Genomic DNA, 19,063 nt, shown 5'->3' with positions numbered 1-19,063 from the left:
ACCCGTGTTTGAAGATCGGTGTTCCTGCTCCCGTCCCTGCATCTGCCTTCAGGAGTTCCCATGCGCTTGACCCAGATTTTTGCCATCGCAGCCATTGCGTTGGTCTCAACCTTTGCCGTCGCCGACGACGCCGCAGAGAAGACAATCCGCAAGAGCCTGGAAGCCCTCCAGCTCGACACCCCGATTGAAAGCATCAGCGCCAGCCCGATGGCCGGCCTGTATGAAGTCAAGCTCAAGGGCAGCCGCGTGCTGTATGCCAGCGCCGATGGCCAGTACATCGTCCAGGGCTACCTGTTCCAGTTGAAAGACGGCAAACCGGTCAACCTCACCGAGAAAGCCGAGCGCCTGGGCGTGTCCAAGCTGATCAATGGCATTCCAGTTGCTGAAACCGTGGTTTACCCGGCCATTGGCGAGACCAAGACCCACATCACCGTGTTCACCGACACCACCTGCCCGTACTGCCACAAGCTGCACGCCGAAGTGCCTGAGCTGAACAAGCTCGGCGTTGAAGTGCGCTACGTGGCGTTCCCGCGCCAGGGCCTGGGTTCGCCGGGTGACGAGCAGTTGCAAGCTGTCTGGTGCTCGGCCGACAAGAAAGCCGCGATGGACAAGATGGTCGATGGCAAGGAAATCAAGGCCGCCAAATGCGCCAACCCGGTTTCCAAGCAGTTCGCCCTCGGCCAGTCGATTGGTGTGAACGGCACGCCGGCCATCGTTTTGGCTGACGGTCAGGTGATTCCGGGCTACCAGCCTGCGCCGCAAGTTGCCAAACTGGCATTGAACGCAAAGTAAGCAGTATCGTCGAGCCTTTGACGATCAGACTGGCCGACCATTCGGCGGGTCATTAATAGAGAGCCGCAGTTGTGCGGCTGTTTTCACGGCCGACCTTGAGTCGGCCGTTTCATGGGGAGTTCTTCAGTGAAACCGGTCAAAGTAGGCATCTGTGGGTTAGGGACCGTCGGTGGCGGCACCTTCAACGTACTTCAGCGTAATGCTGAAGAAATTTCCCGCCGTGCAGGGCGTGGGATTGAAGTGGCACAAATTGCCACGCGTACGCCAAAGCCTCAGTTCCAAACGACCGGTATTGCGATTACCAACGATGTCTTCGAAGTCGCCACCAACCCTGAAATCGATATTGTCATCGAGCTGGTGGGCGGCTACACCGTGGCCCGCGAACTGGTGCTCAAGGCCATCGAAAACGGCAAGCACGTGGTCACCGCCAACAAGGCGCTGATCGCCGTGCACGGTAACGAAATCTTCGCCAAGGCCCGCGAGAAGGGCGTGATCGTTGCGTTCGAAGCTGCGGTAGCTGGTGGCATCCCGGTGATCAAGGCGATCCGTGAAGGCCTGTCCGCCAACCGTATCAACTGGGTGGCCGGGATCATCAATGGCACCGGTAACTTCATCCTCACCGAGATGCGCGAGAAGGGCCGTACCTTCGAAGACGTGCTGGCCGAAGCCCAGGCCCTGGGGTACGCCGAAGCCGATCCGACCTTCGACGTCGAAGGCATCGACGCAGCTCACAAGCTGACCATCCTGGCGTCCATCGCCTTTGGTATCCCGCTGCAGTTCGACAAAGCCTACACCGAAGGCATCACCAAACTGACCACCGCCGACGTGAACTACGCCGAAGCCCTGGGCTACCGCATCAAGCACCTCGGTGTTGCGCGCAGCACCCCGGCCGGTATCGAACTGCGTGTGCACCCGACGCTGATTCCGGCCGACCGCCTGATCGCCAACGTCAATGGCGTGATGAACGCCGTGATGGTCAACGGTGACGCTGCCGGTTCGACCCTGTTCTACGGCGCCGGCGCCGGCATGGAGCCAACCGCTTCGTCGGTGATCGCCGACCTGGTGGACGTGGTTCGCGCCATGACCAGCGACCCGGAAAACCGCGTACCGCACCTGGCCTTCCAGCCGGATTCGCTGTCGGCCCACCCGATCCTGCCGATCGAAGCCTGCGAAAGTGCCTACTACCTGCGCATCCAGGCCAAGGATCACCCGGGCGTGTTGGCCCAGGTGGCCAGTATCCTGTCGGAGCGCGGCATCAACATTGAATCGATCATGCAGAAGGAAGTCGAAGAACAAGACGGCCTGGTGCCCATGATCCTGCTGACCCACCGCGTGCTGGAACAGCACATCAACGATGCCATCGCCGCGCTTGAAGCGTTGCAGGGCGTGGTTGGGCCGGTGGTGCGGATTCGCGTCGAACACCTGAACTAATCGTTTTGCGCCAAGGGCCCCACACGTTCGGCGGCCCTTGTTCAAGCATGCTCTAGAGGAGCCAGTCATGCGTTATATCAGCACCCGCGGCCAGGCACCGGCCCTGAATTTCGAAGACGTCTTGCTGGCCGGTCTGGCCACTGACGGCGGCCTGTACGTGCCGGAAAACCTGCCACGCTTCACCCAGGAAGAAATTGCTTCCTGGGCCGGCCTGCCGTACCACGAACTGGCGTTCCGGGTCATGCGCCCGTTCGTCACCGGCAGCATCCCTGATGCGGATTTCAAAAAGATTCTGGAAGAGACGTACGGCGTGTTCTCCCACAGCGCCATCGCCCCGTTGCGCCAGCTGAACGGCAACGAGTGGGTCCTGGAACTGTTCCACGGCCCGACCCTGGCGTTCAAGGATTTTGCCCTGCAACTGCTGGGTCGTCTGCTCGACTACGTGCTGGAAAAACGCGGTGAGCGCGTGGTGATCATCGGCGCCACCTCCGGTGATACCGGCTCGGCGGCGATCGAAGGTTGCAAGCACTGCGAAAACGTCGACATCTTCATCCTGCACCCGCACAACCGCGTGTCGGAAGTGCAGCGCCGCCAGATGACCACCATCTTCGGCGAGAACATCCACAACATCGCCATCGAAGGCAACTTCGATGACTGCCAGGAAATGGTCAAGGCGAGCTTTGCCGACCAGAGCTTCCTCAAAGGCACGCGCCTGGTAGCCGTAAACTCGATCAACTGGGCGCGGATCATGGCCCAGATCGTCTACTACTTTCACGCAGCCCTGCAGTTGGGCGGCCCGGCGCGTTCGGTGTCGTTCTCGGTGCCAACCGGCAACTTCGGCGACATCTTCGCTGGTTACCTGGCACGCAACATGGGCCTGCCGATCAACCAGTTGATCGTCGCCACCAACCGCAACGACATCCTGCACCGCTTCATGAGCGGCAACCAGTACGTCAAGGAAACCCTGCACGCCACGCTGTCGCCGTCGATGGACATCATGGTGTCGTCGAACTTCGAACGCCTGCTGTTCGACATGCACGGTCGTAATGGCGCGGCCCTGGCCGGCCTGATGGATACCTTCAAGCAAGGTGGCGGTTTCAGCGTCGAGCAAGAGCGCTGGACCGAAACCCGCAAGCTGTTCGACTCCCTGGCCGTGGACGATGCACAAACCTGCGAGACCATCGCCGAAGTCTACGCCCAGACGGGCGAACTGCTGGACCCGCACACTGCCATTGGCGTGAAGGCCGCGCGCGAATGCCGTCGCAGCCTGGACATCCCGATGGTGATCCTCGGCACCGCGCACCCGGTCAAATTCCCGGAAGCGGTAGAGAAGGCGGGCGTTGGCAAGGCGCTGGAATTACCGCCTCACCTCACCGACCTGTTTGAACGTGAAGAGCGTTGCACGGTGTTGGCCAATGACCTGAAAGCTGTGCAGGCGTTTGTCAGCCAGCATGGGAATCGTGGTAAGCCGCTGTAAGGCAAACTGCTGGCGCTTCGGCGCACACAAAAACGCCGCTTTCCCATCCTTGGGTGAGCGGCGTTTTTCGTTTCTGGCAGGCCCCGTCGGAGCAATCGTTTACGCGAGTAATTTGTGCGCCAGGGCCATTATGGTGCCGATCGCCGTAAACATGCCCAGGACGATGCCCATGGGGTACCAGAAATTCTCGAGGGTAATCTTGTGAGCTTCGGCGTTGAGTTTGCGCTGCTCTGCATAGATGCGTGATATATCGGCGTGAATCTTTTCCAATGCAGCCTGCTCTTGGTTGTGTTCCAGCATCGTCTTCATCCTTCGAATTGGGGGCCTTTTGATATGCGCTCTTGCTGCACGGCAGCATCACCGAGTATAGGATTCACCCGCGGCACCAGCGCCAAAACAACCACCCGTTGAGTAAGCAGTTATGTGCCGCCGTTTTTTGGTTGTCATGTTGCAAGCGCATGCTGGTCACGTCATCCCCGGCAACCCTTGAAAGACGAAAAAGCGAACTTTCCTACGACGCAAATAGTCATTTAGGATAGATGCAGCTCCCGTTTACACGATTGTTCCCGAACTATTGAGTGGTGATCGAGATGGAAAGTATCAGCCTATTGCTCGGTGAAGCACTGAGCCCTTATCAGGTCACGCTGACCCCCTCGGGTGTGCAGGGCGAATGCCTGGTAACCGTAAAGAATCCGGCCGGTGCCATTGTGGTCGAGCGTGAGGTCGACCAGGCGCAATTGACCGACAAGCGTGCATTGGTGGATGTGGTGGACTGTTTGCACCGCGACCTGATGATTGCCGAAGGGCGTCTGGAACCCTCGGTCATAGTGGCGCTGCGCAACGCGGCCCTGACTCGGCCGATTGCTCGCGCATGAAGATTTATTTTTGTTGGGAACCTTCCTACGGTAAGGCGAGTCAGATTTTGTAACAGCGAGATCAAGCATTGTGCTCCGGTGCTTGTGGCTCGTTGTTACTGGTCTTTATAGGCCCTTATTAACCCCGAGTTGTCTCCCCACTGCTCGGGGTTTCTTTTTGCCCGCGATTTGTCATGGGCTGGGGGCATCCTGGAAAAACCTCGGGTTGTCTTTCAGGTATTGCTCACGCATGACCGGGTCGAGCCATGAGGCGTAGGACTGTCGCAGTTGCTCCTGCGGGATCTCGTGCAGCACCTGATTGATCCGCTCGATGGCCTTGCGGCCTGGTGCGTTGTCCGTGCAGGCAATACGGGTCAGCTGATAGGGCGGGGTGCCTTTGATGGGGTAGAAGATCAGGTCCTGGGGATCGATGTCCTGTTGCAGCGCCTGATAGCGGACTTCTGTCCAATAACCCAGCACCGCCTCCAGCCGGCCTTTGCGTTGCATTTGCAGCAGGCTGCCGAGGGCGTCATTGCCATAGTGCGGCGCCAGCTTGTGAGCACTGGCGTGGGTCAGCGATTCATCGATGATGGCGCCATAGCTGCGCTCGGCGATGATGCCAAGGCGCGCATCCCGCGCATTCAAAAACGCCTCCAGGTCAAACATGCCACCCACCACAAACGGCGCCAGCGCCGCCCGTTCACTTTGGCGGATCGTCACCCCATTAGTCAGTGACGCAAAGGCCTGGGCGGAAAATACGATGGTTTTCGCGCGTTCCGCTGTCCACAGCAGGGACGGGTCGCAGGTAAGCGTGCTGGGGTCGCTGAGCATTTGCATGCCGCGTGCGCGGTTTACGTGGAGGATCTGGTGCCGATACTCCGGCATGCGCTCGGCGAGTATTGGCAGCAGTTGGTCGAGCACGCCCTGGCCTTTTTGTGGGCCATCGAAAATCGTTACCGGCGGCAGGTCACGTAATAGCCAGATCAAGGTTTCCTGGGCCTGGCTCGACAGCGGCCACCCCACGAGCAGTGAACCCAGGAGGCAGAGTCGAATGATGAAGCGCCGGGCCATCAGATCGCGCCATCCTCACGCAGGCGTTTTACGGCCGCCGTGTCGTAGCCCAGTTCGTTGAGCAGCACGCCGTTGTGTTCACCCAACTGGGGGCCCACCCACTCACAACTGCCTGGCGTGTCTGAAAGTTTGGGCACGATGCCCGGCATCTTGAAGTCCTTACCGCCGGGGAGCTGCGCGCTGAGGAACATCTCGCGGGCGAGAAACTGCGGGTCTCCCAGCATGTCTTCGGCGCTGTAGATCCGGCTGGCGGGCACTTCGGCCTTATTCAGTTGCTCTACCACCTGATTCAGCGGCAGCGAATTCACCCACCGATCAATCACCCCGTACAACTCATCACGGCGGTTGTCTCGGCCATCGTTACTCGCCAGTTCCGGGTCATTGGCCAGGTCCTCCCGACCAATGGCCGACATGAAGCGCTTGAAGATCGCATCGCCATTGGCGCCAATCTGCACATGTTTGCCATCCTGGCTGGTGTGGATAGAGGAGGGCGTGATACCGGGCATGATGTTGCCGGTGCGCTCGCGGATAAAACCGAATACGTCGAACTCCGGGATCATGCTCTCCATCATCGCGAAGATCGCCTCATACAGCGCCACATCCACGACCTGGCCAAGCCCGCCATTCACTTCGCGATGACGCAAGGCCATCAGCGCACCAATCACCGCCCACAGCGCCGCGATCGAGTCGCCGATGGAAATCCCGGTGCGCACCGGCGGGCGATCCTCGAAACCGGTGATGTAACGCAGGCCACCCATGGACTCGCCCACCGCGCCAAACCCTGGCTGGTCCTTCATCGGCCCGGTCTGGCCAAAGCCCGAGAGCCGCACCATCACCAGCTTCGGGTTCAGGGCGTGCAAGGTTTCCCAGCTCAGGCCGAGCTTTTCCAGCACGCCAGGGCGAAAGTTCTCGATCAGGATGTCGGCGTCCGCCAACAGTTGCTTGAGAATCGCCAGGCCGTCCGGGTGTTTCAGGTTCAGGGTCAGGGACTTTTTGTTGCGCGCCTGCACAAACCACCACAGCGAGGTGCCTTCATACAGCTTGCGCCACTTGCGCAGCGGGTCGCCGCCATCCGGGGACTCGACCTTGATCACCTCGGCACCGAACTCGGCGCAAATGCGGGACGCGAACGGGCCGGCGATCAGGGTGCCGAGTTCGATGACTTTCAGGCCGGCAAGTGGTTTGGCGGTAAGCGACATGGGGGATCCTTTGAAGCGCAGTGCGGGGATGTGATGCCTTTTAACATAGGCGAGTGGCGCAGTGATAAGGATGATGCAGCGCAGGATTCGTTGAATCACCTCGCCATCGGTTAGACTTGCCGCCTTTCCCTGTCTCTAGAAGTCCGTTCATGGCCCAGCCGTCCACGACCTACAAGTTTGAACTCAACCTCACCGACCTTGATCGTTCGGTGTACGAGAGCGTCAAGCAGACCATCGCCCGCCATCCTTCGGAAACCGAAGAGCGCATGACTGTGCGTTTGCTGGCCTACGCGCTTTTCTACAGCGAACAGTTGGCTTTTGGTCGTGGCCTGTCGGATGTAGACGAGCCGGCGTTGTGGGAAAAAAGCCTGGATGATCGCGTTTTGCACTGGATCGAAGTCGGCCAGCCGGATGCAGATCGCCTGACCTGGTGTTCCCGCCGTACCGAACGCACCACCTTGCTGGCCTATGGCAGCTTGCGCGTGTGGGAAGGCAAAGTGGTACCGGTGGCGAAAAACCTGAAAAACGTGCACATCGCCGCCGTACCCCAGGAAATCCTGGAAACCCTGGCCAAGGACATGCCACGGGTGATCAAGTGGGACGTGATGATCAGCGAAGGCACGATCTTCGTGACTGACGACCGTGGGCAGCACGAAGTCCAGCTGGAATGGCTGGTCGGCGAGCGCGACTGAAACGTCGATAACTGATTGGACGCTGGTCGAGTGTGGGAGCTGTCGAGCTTTAGCGAGGCTGCGATGCAGGCGCTGCGGTCTGACAGGTACACCGAGGTGACCCTATCGCAGCCTCGCTGGGGCTCGACAGCTCCCACATGGGATCACCGTTAACTTTCAACATTAAAGAGAAGCTTCCGTCACCCCATGCGTATCGATCCTCGCCCGTTGCCTGCCGTCCTGCCATTCCTCGGTGAATTGCCACCGTTGTTGACCCGTCTCTACGCCGCACGCGGGGTGCAATCGGAAGCCGAGCTGGATAAAAGCCTGGCGCGGCTGATTCCGTATCAGCAGCTCAAGGGCATCGATGCCGCCGTGGACCTACTGGTGACGGCCCTGGAGCAGCGCCAGCGCATCCTGATCGTGGGTGACTTCGACGCCGACGGCGCCACCGCCAGCACCGTGGGCACGCTGGGCCTGCGCTTGTTGGGCGCAGCTCATGTCGATTACCTGGTACCCAACCGTTTCGAATACGGTTACGGCCTGACCCCGGAAATCGTCGCAGTGGCCCTGCAGCGCCAGCCACAGCTGCTGATCACCGTGGACAACGGCATCTCCAGTGTCGAAGGCGTGGCGGCGGCGAAAGCGGCGGGGCTCAAGGTGTTGGTCACCGACCACCACTTGCCGGGCGATGAACTGCCGGCGGCCGACGCGATCGTCAACCCGAACCAGCCAGGCTGTGAATTCCCCAGCAAGGCCTTGGCCGGTGTGGGCGTGATTTTCTACGTACTGATGGCCCTGCGCGCCCGCTTGCGCAGCCTTGGCTGGTACGAGAACAAGCCGCAGCCGAACATCGGCGAACTGCTGGATCTGGTGGCCCTGGGCAGCGTGGCCGACGTGGTCCCGCTGGACGCCAACAACCGCATCCTCGTCTACCAGGGCCTGGAACGTATTCGTGCCGGTCGTGCCCGCCCGGGAATCAAGGCGATCCTCGAAGTGGCCAAGCGTGATCACGCCCGTATCACCTCCACCGACCTCGGTTTTATCCTCGGCCCGCGCCTGAACGCCGCCGGTCGCCTGGATGACATGAGCCTGGGCATCGAATGCCTGCTCACCACGGATTTTGCCGCCGCCCGGGAAATGGCCGCGCAACTGGACGGCATGAACCAGGACCGTAAATCCATCGAACAAGGCATGCAGCGCGAGGCCCTGGCCCAGCTCAAGGACTTGCCGGTGGAATCGATGCCGTATGGCTTGTGCCTGTTCGACCCGGAATGGCACCAAGGCGTCATCGGCATCCTCGCCTCGCGGATGAAAGAGCGTTACTTCCGCCCGACCATTGCCTTTGCCGATGCCGGCGACGGCCTGCTCAAGGGCTCCGGGCGTTCCGTGCCAGGCTTTCATATCCGTGACGCGCTGGCGGTGGTGGCCAGCCAGCATCCGACGTTGATCGCCAAGTATGGCGGCCACGCCATGGCGGCGGGCCTTACCTTGCCCGAGGCCAACTTCCCACTGTTCGCCGAGGCCTTTGACGCCGAAGTGCGCCGGCAACTGCGAGAAGAAGACCTGACTGGCCGGCTGCTGTCCGACGGCACCCTGGCGGTTGAAGAGTTTCACCTGGAACTGGCCCGCGCCCTGCGCAATGCCGGGCCGTGGGGCCAGCATTTCCCCGAGCCGTTGTTCCACGGGGTGTTCCAGTTGGTGGAACAGCGTGTCGTCGGCGAACGGCACCTGAAAGTGGTGCTCAAGAGCGAATGTGGTTCGGTAAAGCTTGATGGCATCGCGTTCGGCATCGACCGGGATATCTGGCCCAACCCGACCATTCGTTGGGTGGAACTGGCCTACAAGCTCGACGTGAACGAGTTCCGTGGCCAGGAAACCGTGCAACTGATGATTGCCCATATCGAGCCGCGCTGAACCCTGTGCAATCCTCTGTTGTCGACTAGTCTCTAAGCACTGTGTGATCGGTCTTGTGACCTTGTCTTATTTCAGCCCGCCGGGGACGGGTTTTTCGTCGACCGTTCAAACAGAACCCTGGAGCCAGCCCACTGCATAAAAGAGGTGCCCCATGAGTCTGCTGCTTGAACCCTATACCCTGCGCCAACTGACCCTGCTCAACCGCATCGCCGTGTCACCGATGTGCCAGTATTCCAGTGTCGATGGCCTGGCCAACGACTGGCACCTGGTGCACCTCGGCAGCCGTGCCGTGGGCGGTGCCGGGCTGATCTTTACCGAAGCCACCGCCGTCACCGCCGATGGCCGCATCACGGCCCAGGACTTGGGCCTGTGGAACGACGAACAGATCGAACCCCTGCAACGCATCACGCGTTTTATCAGCGCCCAGGGCGCGGTGGCGGGTATTCAACTGGCCCACGCCGGGCGCAAGGCCAGCACCCATCGGCCATGGATCGGCAAGCATGGCAGCGTCAAGCCGGAAGACGGCGGATGGGTGCCGGTGGGGCCGTCGCCGATTGCCTTTGACCCGCAGCACACCTCACCCAAACAACTGGACGAAGGGCAGATCCAGCAAGTGATCGCTGACTTTGTCGCCGCCGCCAAGCGTGCGCTGACCGCCGGTTTCAAAGTGGTGGAAATCCACGCCGCCCATGGCTACCTGTTGCATCAATTTCTGTCGCCCCTGAGCAATCAACGTCAGGACCAGTACGGCGGCTCGTTCGAAAACCGCATCCGCCTGGTGCTGCAAGTGACCACGGCGGTACGTGAAGCCTGGCCGCAAGAGCTGCCGCTGTTTGTACGGGTGTCGGCCACCGATTGGGTCGAAGACGGCTGGAACCCGGATGAAACCGTGGAGCTGGCGCGCCGCCTGAAAGACCTGGGCGTGGACCTGATTGACGTCTCCTCCGGTGGCACCGCCGCCAATGCGGAAATCCCTACAGGCCCCGGTTACCAAACCCGCTTCGCCGAGCGCGTGCGCAAAGAGTCGGGGATCGCCACCGGCACCGTGGGCATGATTACCGAGCCTGCCCAGGCCGAGCACATCCTGCGCACCTGCCAGGCCGACATCATCTTCCTCGCCCGTGAGCTGTTGCGAGACCCGTACTGGCCACTGCATGCCGATGATGACCTCGGTGGGCGCAAGGCGATCTGGCCGGCGCAATACCAGCGGGCGACTCATAGGGACCAGCCGATTCATGAGTCGGATTTGCGCGATTGATCTGCACAGCAATCGTGGTAAACATAAAAGCCCGCCCTTGAACCGGCGGGTTTTTTATTGGCCTCAACACTGGAGAAACCCATGTTGCACCTGATCTGCGGCAAAATTGCATCCGGCAAATCGACCCTGACCCGGCAGTTGTCGCAGGATCCCCTGGCGGTATTGATCAGTGAGGATGAGTGGCTGTCACGCCTCTATCCGGGGCAGATCAACGCCCTCGGCGACTATGTGCGCTGCACTGGCTACCTGCGTGATGCGCTCACGGCGCATATCATTTCGTTGCTCAAGGCCGGCATCTCGGTGGTGCTGGATTTTCCCGCCAACACCTTGGCCAGCCGCCGCTGGATGCGGTCTTTGTTTGAGGGTGCGGGCGCTGACCATCAATTGCATTACCTGGATGTGCCGGACGAGGTCTGCAAGGCGCGCCTGCGTGCGCGCAACGCTGCCGGCACCCACGCGTTCGAAACCAGCGACGCCCAGTTCGACTTGATTACCGGCTATTTCGAAGCGCCAACGCCTGCAGAAGGCTTCAACCTTGTTCACCATCGGCCCTCGGCCGAGACGTGATAGGTACCGGCCGCTTGTGGGATAACGCTGTAGGTCATTGCCCTATAAGCGTTTTTTAAGTGATTACTCTAAAAAAGTCTCACGCCCGGCAAGATAGTTTCTACGCTTACAGTAAGTCTGACTTCTGGCCCAGGAAGTCAGCCTGATGACCCTCGCAGGTCGCATCGCGGGATGAGGTTATGGGCAATCAGGAAGCAGTTGATTGATACGAGGAGACAGTCCATGGCCAAGTCTTATGGTGTTGCGGGGTTTTTGTCGTCCTTTCTGGCCCGCAGGATGTCACTGCGCAGCCGACGCTTGAGTTCGGACGAGGCGCAGTTGCTGGAACAGTACCGCGCCCTGACCGAGAGTGATCAGGTGGCGATGCGGTACTTGATTGGGGCAATGAAGAGTATTTCGCGGTTCTGAAAGCACCGAAGGGGCGTTCCCACGCAAGCGTGGGAACGTTCGGTATCAGGTGTACTTGCGCTTGTCTGGAGCCGGTGGGAAGTACTGGTACAGCCAGGTTTCACTCAGGGTGCGGTCCTGGGTGCGGATGAACAGTCGCAGTTCAACCGGCTCGACACTGTCGCTGGTCGGGTACCAGTCAAACAGAATTCGATAGCCCTTGATGGCATCCAGCACCAATACGCTGAAGTCTTTGACCTCACCGTGGGAGCACGTCACCACTGGTTCGATTCCGGTGCCTTCGGGTAAACGGTCCAGGCCGCCGCCGTTGAAGTCCACCGCAAAACGCCGCGCCCACACTTCTGGGTAATGCTCGCCCGGTGCCCAACCTTCGGTAAAACCGCCCATGCCCGAACGGGTGGCGTTGACCTGTGCCAGTGGTGTACTGACCGGCGGCAGGGCGCTCCAGTAGAGCTTGTAGCCGTAGTTCAGGGACTCACCGGCAGCCACGGGCTTCTTTGGTGTCCAGAAGGCCACGATGTTGTCCAGGGTCTCGCCAGTTGTAGGAATTTCCAGCAGGTCGATAGAGCCTTCGCCCCACGCAGTTGTAGGTTCTACCCACAGGCTTGGACGCTTGCTGTACCAGTCCACGGTGTCCTGGTAGCTGGCGAATTCATGGTCGGTCTGCACCAGGCCGAAGCCTTTCGGGTCGGTGTCGGCAAATGCGTTGAATTGCAGGGTGGCCGGGTTGTTCAGCGGGCGGCAGATCCACTCGCCATTGCCGCGCCACATGGCCAGGCGATCCGAGTCGTGGATTTGCGGGTGGATGGTGTCGCACATCCGCCGTTCAACGGTACCGCAGCTGAACATGCTGGTCATCGGTGCGATGCCCAGTTGCTCGATGGCGGTGCGCGCGTTGATATGAGCGTCGATGGCCATCACTACCTGGTTGGCCTGGCAGTCGATGTCGAAGCGGTAGGCACCGGTAGCGCTTGGCGAGTCCAGCAGGGCGTAGACCACGAAGCGGGTGCTGTCCTTGTCCGGGGTTTCGAACCAGAACTTGGTGAAGTCCGGGAATTCCTCGCGCTTCTTCGCGTAGGTGTCGATGGCCAGGCCGCGTGCGGAAAGGCCGTACTGGCCGCTGGAATCCACCGCACGGAAGTAGCTGGCGCCGAGGAAGGACAGCACGTCGTGGCGGTCCAGTTCCGGGGCCTTGAACAGCTTGAAGCCGGAGAAACCCAGGTCGCCGGTCAGCTGTTTGGTGTCCACCGTGGTTTTTTCATAGTTGAACAGCGAAGGGCGGAAATGCACCTCGCGGGCCTGGCGGGTCTTGGGGTCGACACTGTACATGCGCACCGGCGTCTTGAAGCCCATGCCAACGTGGAAGAACTGCACGTCCAACTGGCCGTTCAACTCTTTCCACAGCGAATGCTTGCCGTCGTAGCCGATGGCGTTGAAATTTTGCGGGGTCATGGTCGCCAGGGTAGGCGGCAGCACCTGCTTGGTGTCCTGGTAGCGATTGCCGGCCAGTTGCTTGGCCTGGATCTTCAACGCCTCGAAATCGAAGGCCTGGGCCTCGCCATCAGCGGCGCGATTGCCCGCCCAGGCTCGGGCGGCCAGCAGGCCGCTGGCCGATAGACCGGTGTAAGCCGCAATGGCCATGGACGCTTTGAGCAAATTCCTGCGGTGCATAAATACAACCTGTCGTGAACAATCCCGCGCCGTTCCTGGCACGTGCTGGATCAAAGAAAACGGTTCGGACATGCCTTCGGCCAAACGCAACGGACATTAAACAGATGCCAAATAGCTTAAGCGGTTCGGTGCGGAAGGAAAAATGATTGATGGCGGGTTGATGGCGTTGCATGTGAAACAAGACATTTCTACGGGAACTTTGGGGCGAGGGAGCTTGCTCCCGTTGGGTTGCGAAGCAACCCCAGGTCAGGCGATCGAGATCTTTCAGGGAGATATCGATCGCCTGGTTTTGGGGCTGCTGCGCAGCCCAGCCGGAGCAAGCTCCCTCGCCACAACAACCTCTTCCTCCTGGAAAGTCGGGATTAGCCCACTTCGCCTACCGCCCGATACGCCTCATCAATCGCCGCATGTGCATACGCGCTCCACGCCGCATCCGAGTTGGCGATGCTCACATGCCCCAGCGGCTTACGCGCCAGGTCCTTCAGTTTTTCGCTTTCATCGGCATCGTCAAACAAGCTGTTGGAGAAGGTCGCATAGCCGTGTGACCAACGGTTGACAGTGATCGCCAAAATATCGGTCTGGTGGTTGAAACCGCCCGGGCCTAGCATGCGTTGCAATTGATCGCGCAGTTGCGCTTCCAGTTGTTCAAACGTCTGCCCATACAATTTGCCCCGCCCGGCGCGAGCCTGATCGCGGCCGTTCATGCCGCTGTTGGGGCTGGTGGGCACGTACACCATGTGCAAGCCAATGGGCTGCGTCGGGTCACGCGGGTGATCGTAACCGCCCATGCTCACCGGGTAGTCCAGCTTGATCCGGCTGTAGGGCTGGGTTGCTGCATAAATCTCATGCACCCCAAGCTTCTGGAACGACGTCCAGTTGCGCACCACCACTTTGGTGTAAACCAGCGGGTACTTCACGTTCTGGCTCAGGGCCTGAGCCTGTGCTGTCGGCAGGTCGCGCAGCAGGTACGGGATCATCATGTTGTAGCACGCCAGGATGCAGCGTTTACCGCGCACCTGTGCGAGTTGGCCGCCACGGCTGTAGCCGATGTGCACACCGTCACCGACGTTACGTACGCTGACGGCGGTGCTGTTCAAACGCACCCGCACCGGCGTCTTGGGTTGATCGAGCTTGGCGTAGTCAAACGGCGCCAGCACGATGTCTTCCATGGTGTGCCCGGGCGCCACCGCCGGAATCAGGCTGCGTACCAGCAACCGTGCCAGCGACGCGTTGCCGTCGGGGAAGTGGTAGATGTAGGGCTCTTCCATTTCCGCTGCAGCTTCTTCGCTGATGGGCGCGAGGTTCATTCCGCCGAAGCCCGGGAAACCCACGCTGTAGGCGTCGGCCGAAGCCACGGCATCGATGCTCAAGGCCATGAAGTCGTTGGTGCGACTCTGAAAGTACTTCACCGCGCCTTCCGAAAGCCCTACGTCCTTGAGCAGGAAATCGCGGTAGCTGGTGGCCGCCAGGTACTCGGCCTTTTCGTCGGAGGACTTGCCCGGCAGGTAGTCCTTGGGCGCAACATGCAGGGCAATCAATGCCTGACGGTCGGTTTCCGGTAGCGGGAAGTCATTGATGAAATCGCTGATAGAGCGTGCGTGCAATTGGTCTGGGGCGATGTCGTCGGCGACCATCGGCGTCGGGTCGCCGGTCACCAGTTTGTCTTCGCCGAAGTTTTCCTTGTCGAAGAATACCCCGCGCGACAGGCCCAGGCCCGGGTAGAACTGACGGTCAAACGCAGTCTCGAAGCGCTTGATGTTCACCCCGAGTTTCTTCAACAGTCCGTTTACTTCTTTGCTGTAAAGATGATTCGGCGACTGGAACGCTTCGCTGCCGCCGTAGCCGATGATCAGCCGGCCACCGGCCTGGAACTCGTTGCGCTTGGCATGGCCGCCGAAGTCGTCGTGGTTCTCCAGGATCAGGATCTTCGCCTTCGGGTGCTTCTCACGGTAGAACCACGCCGCCGACAGACCGCTCAAGCCGCCTCCGACCACCACCATGTCGTAGTCTTCGGTGATCGGCAGTTTATCGGTGTCGAATGCCTTCTTTTCCCAGCCCATCTGGTGGGCAACTTCGAACGAACCGACATGGCTGCCACGCAAGCCGGTGAGGGCGGGCGGGTAGTAGCGGCCGTCGGGCGCAGCTTGGAGAATTTGCAGCGGCGTCATGCCTGCGGCAATAGTAATGGCGACGCCGTTGAGGAAGTCGCGGCGGGTGATGTCCATGGGAACCTGCGAATTATTTATTGTTATGAGATCCCTGTAGGAGCGTGCTGTTGTGGCGAGGGAGCTTGCTCCCGCTGGACCTGGCTGGCGCTCCAGTGCGAAGCGCTCCCAGGATTTTTGGGGCCGCTACGCAGCCCAGCGGGAGCAAGCTCCCTCGCCACAGTGAGCTCGCTTCGACAGGGGTAAAGGGTCAGTGCTTGAACATCACATGGCGGACGGTGGTGTAGTCCTCCAGGCCATACATGGACATGTCCTTGCCATAGCCAGACAGTTTCTGACCGCCGTGAGGCATTTCGCTGACCAGCATGAAGTGGGTATTCACCCAGGTGCAGCCGTACTGCAGGCGCGCAGCCAGGCGATGGGCGCGGCCGACGTCGGCGGTCCAGACGGATGACGCCAGGCCGTAGTCCGAGTCGTTGGCCCAGGCCAATACCTGCGCCTCGTCGTTGAATTTGGTTACCGACACCACCGGCCCGAACACCTCACGGCGCACGATCTCGTCGTCCTGCTGCGCGTCGGCCAATACTGTTGGCTCAAAGAAGAACCCGTTGCCTTCCACCGCCTTGCCGCCGGTGATCAGGCGGATATGGGATTGCGCCACGGCGCGCTCCACAAACCCGGCCACACGGTCACGGTGCTGCGCGGTAATCAGCGGGCCCAGCTCGGTGGCCGGGTCATCCTGCAAACCGTATTTGATGCTGGCCACGGCCGCGCCGAGCTTCTCGACGAACGCGTCGTAGATATCAGCCTGTGCATAAATCCGGCATGCAGCGGTGCAGTCCTGGCCTGCGTTGTAGAAACCAAAGGTGCGAATACCTTCCACGGCCGCGTCGATATCAGCGTCGTTGAAGATGATTACCGGCGCCTTGCCGCCCAGTTCCATGTGCATGCGTTTGACGCTGTCGGCGGTGCTGGAAATGATAGTGGCGCCGGTGGCAATCGAACCCGTCAGCGACACCATGCGCACTTTCGGATGATTCACCAGCGGGCTGCCCACGCTCGGCCCACGGCCAAACACCAGGTTAAGTACACCGGCCGGGAAAATTTCAGCGGCCAGCTCCACCAAACGCAACGCGGTCAGCGGGGTTTGTTCCGACGGCTTGAGCACCACGGTATTACCGGCGGCCAGGGCCGGGGCGATTTTCCAGGCAACCATCATCAGTGGGTAGTTCCACGGCGCGATGGAGGCGATCACGCCCACCGGGTCGCGACGGATCATCGAGGTGTGGCCTGGCAAGTATTCACCGCCGGCCGAACCGCTCATGCAGCGGCTGGCGCCGGCGAAGAAGCGGAACACGTCGGCCACCGCCGGGATCTCGTCGTTCAGCGCGGCGCTGTAGGGTTTGCCGCAGTTGTCCGACTCAAGCTTGGCCAGCTCTTCGCCGTGGGCTTCGATGGCGTCGGCGAGTTTGAGCAGCAGCAGCGAGCGGTCTTTGGGCGGGGTTTGCGACCAGCCTTCAAAGGCGCTGTCGGCGGCACGCACGGCGGCGTCGACCTGGGCTTCGCTGGCTTCCTTGATCTCTACCAGCACCCGGCCCAGCGCCGGGTTGAACACCGGCTGCGCCGGGCCTTCACCTTCGACCAGATGGCCGTTGATCAGCAGTTTGGTTTGCATGGTTCAGTTCTCCTTGAAGCTATCGCGTTTTCCCTGAAAAAATCGGCTCAACTGTGGGAGCGGGCTTGCTCGCGAAAGCGGTGTGTCAGCGAAAAAGTTGTGCCTGATCCACCGCTTTCGCGAGCAAGCCCGCTCCCACATTTGAATCTCATTCCTTCAGTGGCAATGTGTTGTCAGTTATTTACCGCCGCTACCGGCCACGCTTTCGCCGCCGCGGGTGAGGTAATAGGCACCCAGAATCGGGAACATCGTCACGATCATCACCAGCATTGCCACCACGTTGGTCACCGGCACATCCCGTGGCCGGCTCAACTGGTTAAGCAGCCACAGCGGCAAGGTGCGCTCGTGGCCGGCGGTGAAGGTGGTGACGATGATTTCGTCGAACGACAGCGCAAACGCCAGCATGCCGCCGGCCAGCAACGCCGAGCCGAGGTTGGGCATGATGATGTAGCGGAAGGTTTGCCAGCCGTCGGCACCAAGGTCCATCGAGGCTTCGATCAGGCTGTGGGAAGTGCGGCGCAAACGCGCAATCACGTTGTTGTAGACGATCACCACGCAGAAGGTCGCGTGGCCGACGATGATGGTGAACATCCCCGGCTCAATGCCCAATGTCTTGAAGGTGGCCAGCAGCGCGATACCGGTGATGATCCCCGGCAGTGCAATCGGCAGGATCAGCATCAGCGAGATGCCTTGCTTGCCGAAAAACTCCCGGCGATACAACGCCGCCGAGGCCAGGGTGCCGAGCACCATGGCAATCAGCGTCGCGATCGAGGCGATTTGCAGCGACAGCTTGATCGCTTCCAGTACGTCCGGCCGCGAGAAGGCCACGCTGAACCACTTCAGGGTGAAGCCCTGGGGCGGAAAGCTGAACGCCGCTTCTTCGGTGTTGAAGGCGTAGAGGAAGATGATCAGGATCGGGAAGTGCAGGAAAACCAACCCGCCCCACGCCGCGATTTTCAGGCTCCACGAAGCTTTTTCAGAGTGCATCGAAGGCCCCCAGGCGTTTGACGATGGACAGGTAAACCGCGATCAGCACGATCGGCACCAAGGTGAATGCAGCGGCCATGGGCATGTTGCCGATAGCGCCTTGCTGCGCGTACACCATGCCGCCCACGAAGTAGCCGGGCGGGCCCACCAGTTGCGGCACGATGAAGTCGCCCAGGGTCAGCGAGAACGTGAAGATCGAACCCGCTGCAATCCCCGGCACCGACAGCGGTAAAATCACTTGCATGAAGGTCTGGCGCGGTTTGGCGCCCAGGTCTGCCGAGGCTTGCAGCAACGACGGCGGCAAACGCTCAAGTGACGCCTGGATCGGCAAAATCATGAACGGCAGCCAGATGTACACAAACACCATGAACCGCCCCAGGTGCGAGGTGCTCAAGGTGCTGCCGCCCACGCCGGGGATGCCCATGATGAATTGCAACACCGGCTCCAGGCCCAGGTGCTGCACGAACCACTGCGCCACGCCGCCCTTGGCCAGCAGCAAGGTCCAGGCGTAGGCCTTGACGATGTAGCTGGCCCACATCGGCATCATCACCGCGATGTAGAAAAACGCCTTGGTCTTGCCCGTGGTGTAGCGCGCCATGTAATAGGCGATGGGGAACGCGACGATGGCGCTGGCGATCGACACCACAATCGCCATGCTCAAGGTGCGCACGATGATGTCGAAGTTCGACGGCTGGAACAGCGCGGCGAAGTTGGCCAGGGTCAGGTCCGGTGTGACGGCCATGGTGAAGTCGTCAAAGGTATAGAACCCTTGCCACAGCAGGGTCAGCAACGAACCCAGATAGATTGCGCCGAACCAGATCAGCGGCGGCACCAGCAGCAGCGACAGGTACAGGTTGGGCTTCTTGTACAGCAGGTTGGAGAACCTGCGCATCGGGGGTTGGGACAGGGCCAGGCTCATG

At 60.6% G+C, this 19,063-nt stretch carries 17 protein-coding genes; 9 read left to right on the top strand and 8 right to left on the bottom strand.

Annotated features, from left to right (window positions below; genetic code table 11):
* Positions 1-60: 60 nt before the first annotated feature.
* From CEC48_RS10360 to thrC, 3 genes are all read left to right on the top strand, one after another.
* Positions 61-792, top strand: coding sequence for a thioredoxin fold domain-containing protein (locus CEC48_RS10360; protein ID WP_088423653.1), 732 nt, complete (start codon positions 61-63; stop codon positions 790-792).
* 126 nt (positions 793-918) lie between these two features.
* On the top strand, positions 919-2,223 hold the full coding sequence (locus tag CEC48_RS10355; RefSeq protein ID WP_003209580.1) for a homoserine dehydrogenase: 1,305 nt from the start codon (positions 919-921) through the stop codon (positions 2,221-2,223).
* A gap of 67 nt (positions 2,224-2,290) precedes the next feature.
* Positions 2,291-3,700, top strand: a complete 1,410-nt coding sequence (thrC, locus tag CEC48_RS10350; RefSeq protein WP_088423652.1) for a threonine synthase — start codon at positions 2,291-2,293, stop codon at positions 3,698-3,700.
* A 99-nt stretch (positions 3,701-3,799) separates the two neighbouring features.
* Here the strand turns inward: thrC and CEC48_RS10345 are convergent, their stop codons facing one another.
* Entirely contained in the window at positions 3,800-4,000 is a 201-nt protein-coding gene (locus CEC48_RS10345) for a hypothetical protein (RefSeq protein ID WP_088423651.1), read from the bottom strand.
* Positions 4,001-4,290: 290 nt separating this feature from the next.
* Here CEC48_RS10345 and CEC48_RS10340 point away from each other — a divergent pair, with 290 nt between their 5' ends.
* Positions 4,291-4,575 carry a DUF3509 domain-containing protein gene (locus CEC48_RS10340; protein WP_088423650.1) on the top strand — a complete coding sequence of 95 codons (285 nt, stop codon included), beginning with the start codon at positions 4,291-4,293 and terminating at the stop codon, positions 4,573-4,575.
* A 171-nt stretch (positions 4,576-4,746) separates the two neighbouring features.
* Here the strand turns inward: CEC48_RS10340 and CEC48_RS10335 are convergent, their stop codons facing one another.
* Both CEC48_RS10335 and CEC48_RS10330 read right to left on the bottom strand, forming a co-directional pair.
* On the bottom strand, positions 4,747-5,625 hold the full coding sequence (locus CEC48_RS10335; RefSeq protein WP_088423649.1) for a TIGR02285 family protein: 879 nt from the start codon (positions 5,623-5,625) through the stop codon (positions 4,747-4,749).
* A complete protein-coding gene (locus CEC48_RS10330) occupies positions 5,625-6,824 on the bottom strand; it encodes a CaiB/BaiF CoA-transferase family protein (RefSeq protein ID WP_088423648.1) in 1,200 nt (399 codons plus the stop codon). The genes CEC48_RS10335 and CEC48_RS10330 overlap by 1 nt, the downstream gene beginning before the upstream one ends.
* A gap of 149 nt (positions 6,825-6,973) precedes the next feature.
* Between CEC48_RS10330 and CEC48_RS10325 the strand changes: the two genes are divergently transcribed.
* The 5 genes from CEC48_RS10325 (at position 6,974) to CEC48_RS10305 (ending at position 11,645) form a co-directional block, all read left to right on the top strand.
* Entirely contained in the window at positions 6,974-7,516 is a 543-nt protein-coding gene (locus CEC48_RS10325; protein ID WP_088423647.1) for a YaeQ family protein, read from the top strand.
* A gap of 186 nt (positions 7,517-7,702) precedes the next feature.
* Complete coding sequence (gene recJ / locus CEC48_RS10320; RefSeq protein ID WP_088423646.1) at positions 7,703-9,412, top strand: single-stranded-DNA-specific exonuclease RecJ; 1,710 nt, start codon at positions 7,703-7,705, stop codon at positions 9,410-9,412.
* 151 nt (positions 9,413-9,563) lie between these two features.
* Positions 9,564-10,670: an NADH:flavin oxidoreductase/NADH oxidase gene (locus CEC48_RS10315; protein ID WP_088423645.1), complete on the top strand. Its 1,107-nt coding sequence runs from the start codon at positions 9,564-9,566 to the stop codon at positions 10,668-10,670.
* An 81-nt stretch (positions 10,671-10,751) separates the two neighbouring features.
* Positions 10,752-11,237 carry an ATP-binding protein gene (locus CEC48_RS10310; protein WP_088423644.1) on the top strand — a complete coding sequence of 162 codons (486 nt, stop codon included), beginning with the start codon at positions 10,752-10,754 and terminating at the stop codon, positions 11,235-11,237.
* A gap of 222 nt (positions 11,238-11,459) precedes the next feature.
* Positions 11,460-11,645 carry a hypothetical protein gene (locus tag CEC48_RS10305; RefSeq protein WP_088423643.1) on the top strand — a complete coding sequence of 62 codons (186 nt, stop codon included), beginning with the start codon at positions 11,460-11,462 and terminating at the stop codon, positions 11,643-11,645.
* Between the two features lie 45 nt (positions 11,646-11,690).
* Here the strand turns inward: CEC48_RS10305 and CEC48_RS10300 are convergent, their stop codons facing one another.
* The 5 genes from CEC48_RS10300 to CEC48_RS10280 form a co-directional block, all read right to left on the bottom strand.
* Positions 11,691-13,316 (bottom strand): glucan biosynthesis protein D, encoded by a 1,626-nt coding sequence (locus CEC48_RS10300; protein ID WP_088423642.1) that lies wholly within the window; start codon positions 13,314-13,316, stop codon positions 11,691-11,693.
* A 362-nt stretch (positions 13,317-13,678) separates the two neighbouring features.
* Positions 13,679-15,541 carry an FAD/NAD(P)-binding protein gene (locus tag CEC48_RS10295; RefSeq protein ID WP_088423641.1) on the bottom strand — a complete coding sequence of 621 codons (1,863 nt, stop codon included), beginning with the start codon at positions 15,539-15,541 and terminating at the stop codon, positions 13,679-13,681.
* Between the two features lie 190 nt (positions 15,542-15,731).
* The gene (locus CEC48_RS10290; RefSeq protein ID WP_088423640.1) at positions 15,732-17,156 is read right to left on the bottom strand and encodes a gamma-aminobutyraldehyde dehydrogenase; all 1,425 of its coding nucleotides are present in this window, start codon (positions 17,154-17,156) and stop codon (positions 15,732-15,734) included.
* A gap of 177 nt (positions 17,157-17,333) precedes the next feature.
* Positions 17,334-18,143 (bottom strand): ABC transporter permease, encoded by an 810-nt coding sequence (locus tag CEC48_RS10285; RefSeq protein ID WP_088423639.1) that lies wholly within the window; start codon positions 18,141-18,143, stop codon positions 17,334-17,336.
* Positions 18,133-19,062: an ABC transporter permease gene (locus CEC48_RS10280; protein WP_088423638.1), complete on the bottom strand. Its 930-nt coding sequence runs from the start codon at positions 19,060-19,062 to the stop codon at positions 18,133-18,135. The genes CEC48_RS10285 and CEC48_RS10280 overlap by 11 nt, the downstream gene beginning before the upstream one ends.
* Position 19,063 lies beyond the last annotated feature (1 nt).

The sequence above is a fragment of the Pseudomonas sp. K2I15 genome (genome assembly GCF_002204795.1).
Taxonomy (GTDB): Bacteria; Pseudomonadota; Gammaproteobacteria; order Pseudomonadales; family Pseudomonadaceae; genus Aquipseudomonas.
Note: the sequence above shows the minus strand (reverse complement) of the source record. Positions and strands in the feature narration are given on the sequence as shown.

Bases quoted from the DNA above. Each gene is read 5' to 3' on its own strand.
- CEC48_RS10360 (WP_088423653.1), top strand. From the start codon at position 61: ATGCGCTTGACCCAGATTTTTGCCATCGCAGCCATTGCGTTGGTCTCA.
- thrC (WP_088423652.1), top strand. From the start codon at position 2,291: ATGCGTTATATCAGCACCCGCGGCCAGGCACCGGCCCTGAATTTCGAA.
- CEC48_RS10345 (WP_088423651.1), bottom strand. From the start codon at position 4,000: ATGCTGGAACACAACCAAGAGCAGGCTGCATTGGAAAAGATTCACGCC.
- CEC48_RS10340 (WP_088423650.1), top strand. From the start codon at position 4,291: ATGGAAAGTATCAGCCTATTGCTCGGTGAAGCACTGAGCCCTTATCAG.
- CEC48_RS10335 (WP_088423649.1), bottom strand. From the start codon at position 5,625: ATGGCCCGGCGCTTCATCATTCGACTCTGCCTCCTGGGTTCACTGCTC.
- CEC48_RS10330 (WP_088423648.1), bottom strand. From the start codon at position 6,824: ATGTCGCTTACCGCCAAACCACTTGCCGGCCTGAAAGTCATCGAACTC.
- CEC48_RS10325 (WP_088423647.1), top strand. From the start codon at position 6,974: ATGGCCCAGCCGTCCACGACCTACAAGTTTGAACTCAACCTCACCGAC.
- recJ (WP_088423646.1), top strand. From the start codon at position 7,703: ATGCGTATCGATCCTCGCCCGTTGCCTGCCGTCCTGCCATTCCTCGGT.
- CEC48_RS10315 (WP_088423645.1), top strand. From the start codon at position 9,564: ATGAGTCTGCTGCTTGAACCCTATACCCTGCGCCAACTGACCCTGCTC.
- CEC48_RS10310 (WP_088423644.1), top strand. From the start codon at position 10,752: ATGTTGCACCTGATCTGCGGCAAAATTGCATCCGGCAAATCGACCCTG.
- CEC48_RS10305 (WP_088423643.1), top strand. From the start codon at position 11,460: ATGGCCAAGTCTTATGGTGTTGCGGGGTTTTTGTCGTCCTTTCTGGCC.
- CEC48_RS10300 (WP_088423642.1), bottom strand. From the start codon at position 13,316: ATGCACCGCAGGAATTTGCTCAAAGCGTCCATGGCCATTGCGGCTTAC.
- CEC48_RS10295 (WP_088423641.1), bottom strand. From the start codon at position 15,541: ATGGACATCACCCGCCGCGACTTCCTCAACGGCGTCGCCATTACTATT.
- CEC48_RS10290 (WP_088423640.1), bottom strand. From the start codon at position 17,156: ATGCAAACCAAACTGCTGATCAACGGCCATCTGGTCGAAGGTGAAGGC.
- CEC48_RS10285 (WP_088423639.1), bottom strand. From the start codon at position 18,143: ATGCACTCTGAAAAAGCTTCGTGGAGCCTGAAAATCGCGGCGTGGGGC.
- CEC48_RS10280 (WP_088423638.1), bottom strand. From the start codon at position 19,062: ATGAGCCTGGCCCTGTCCCAACCCCCGATGCGCAGGTTCTCCAACCTG.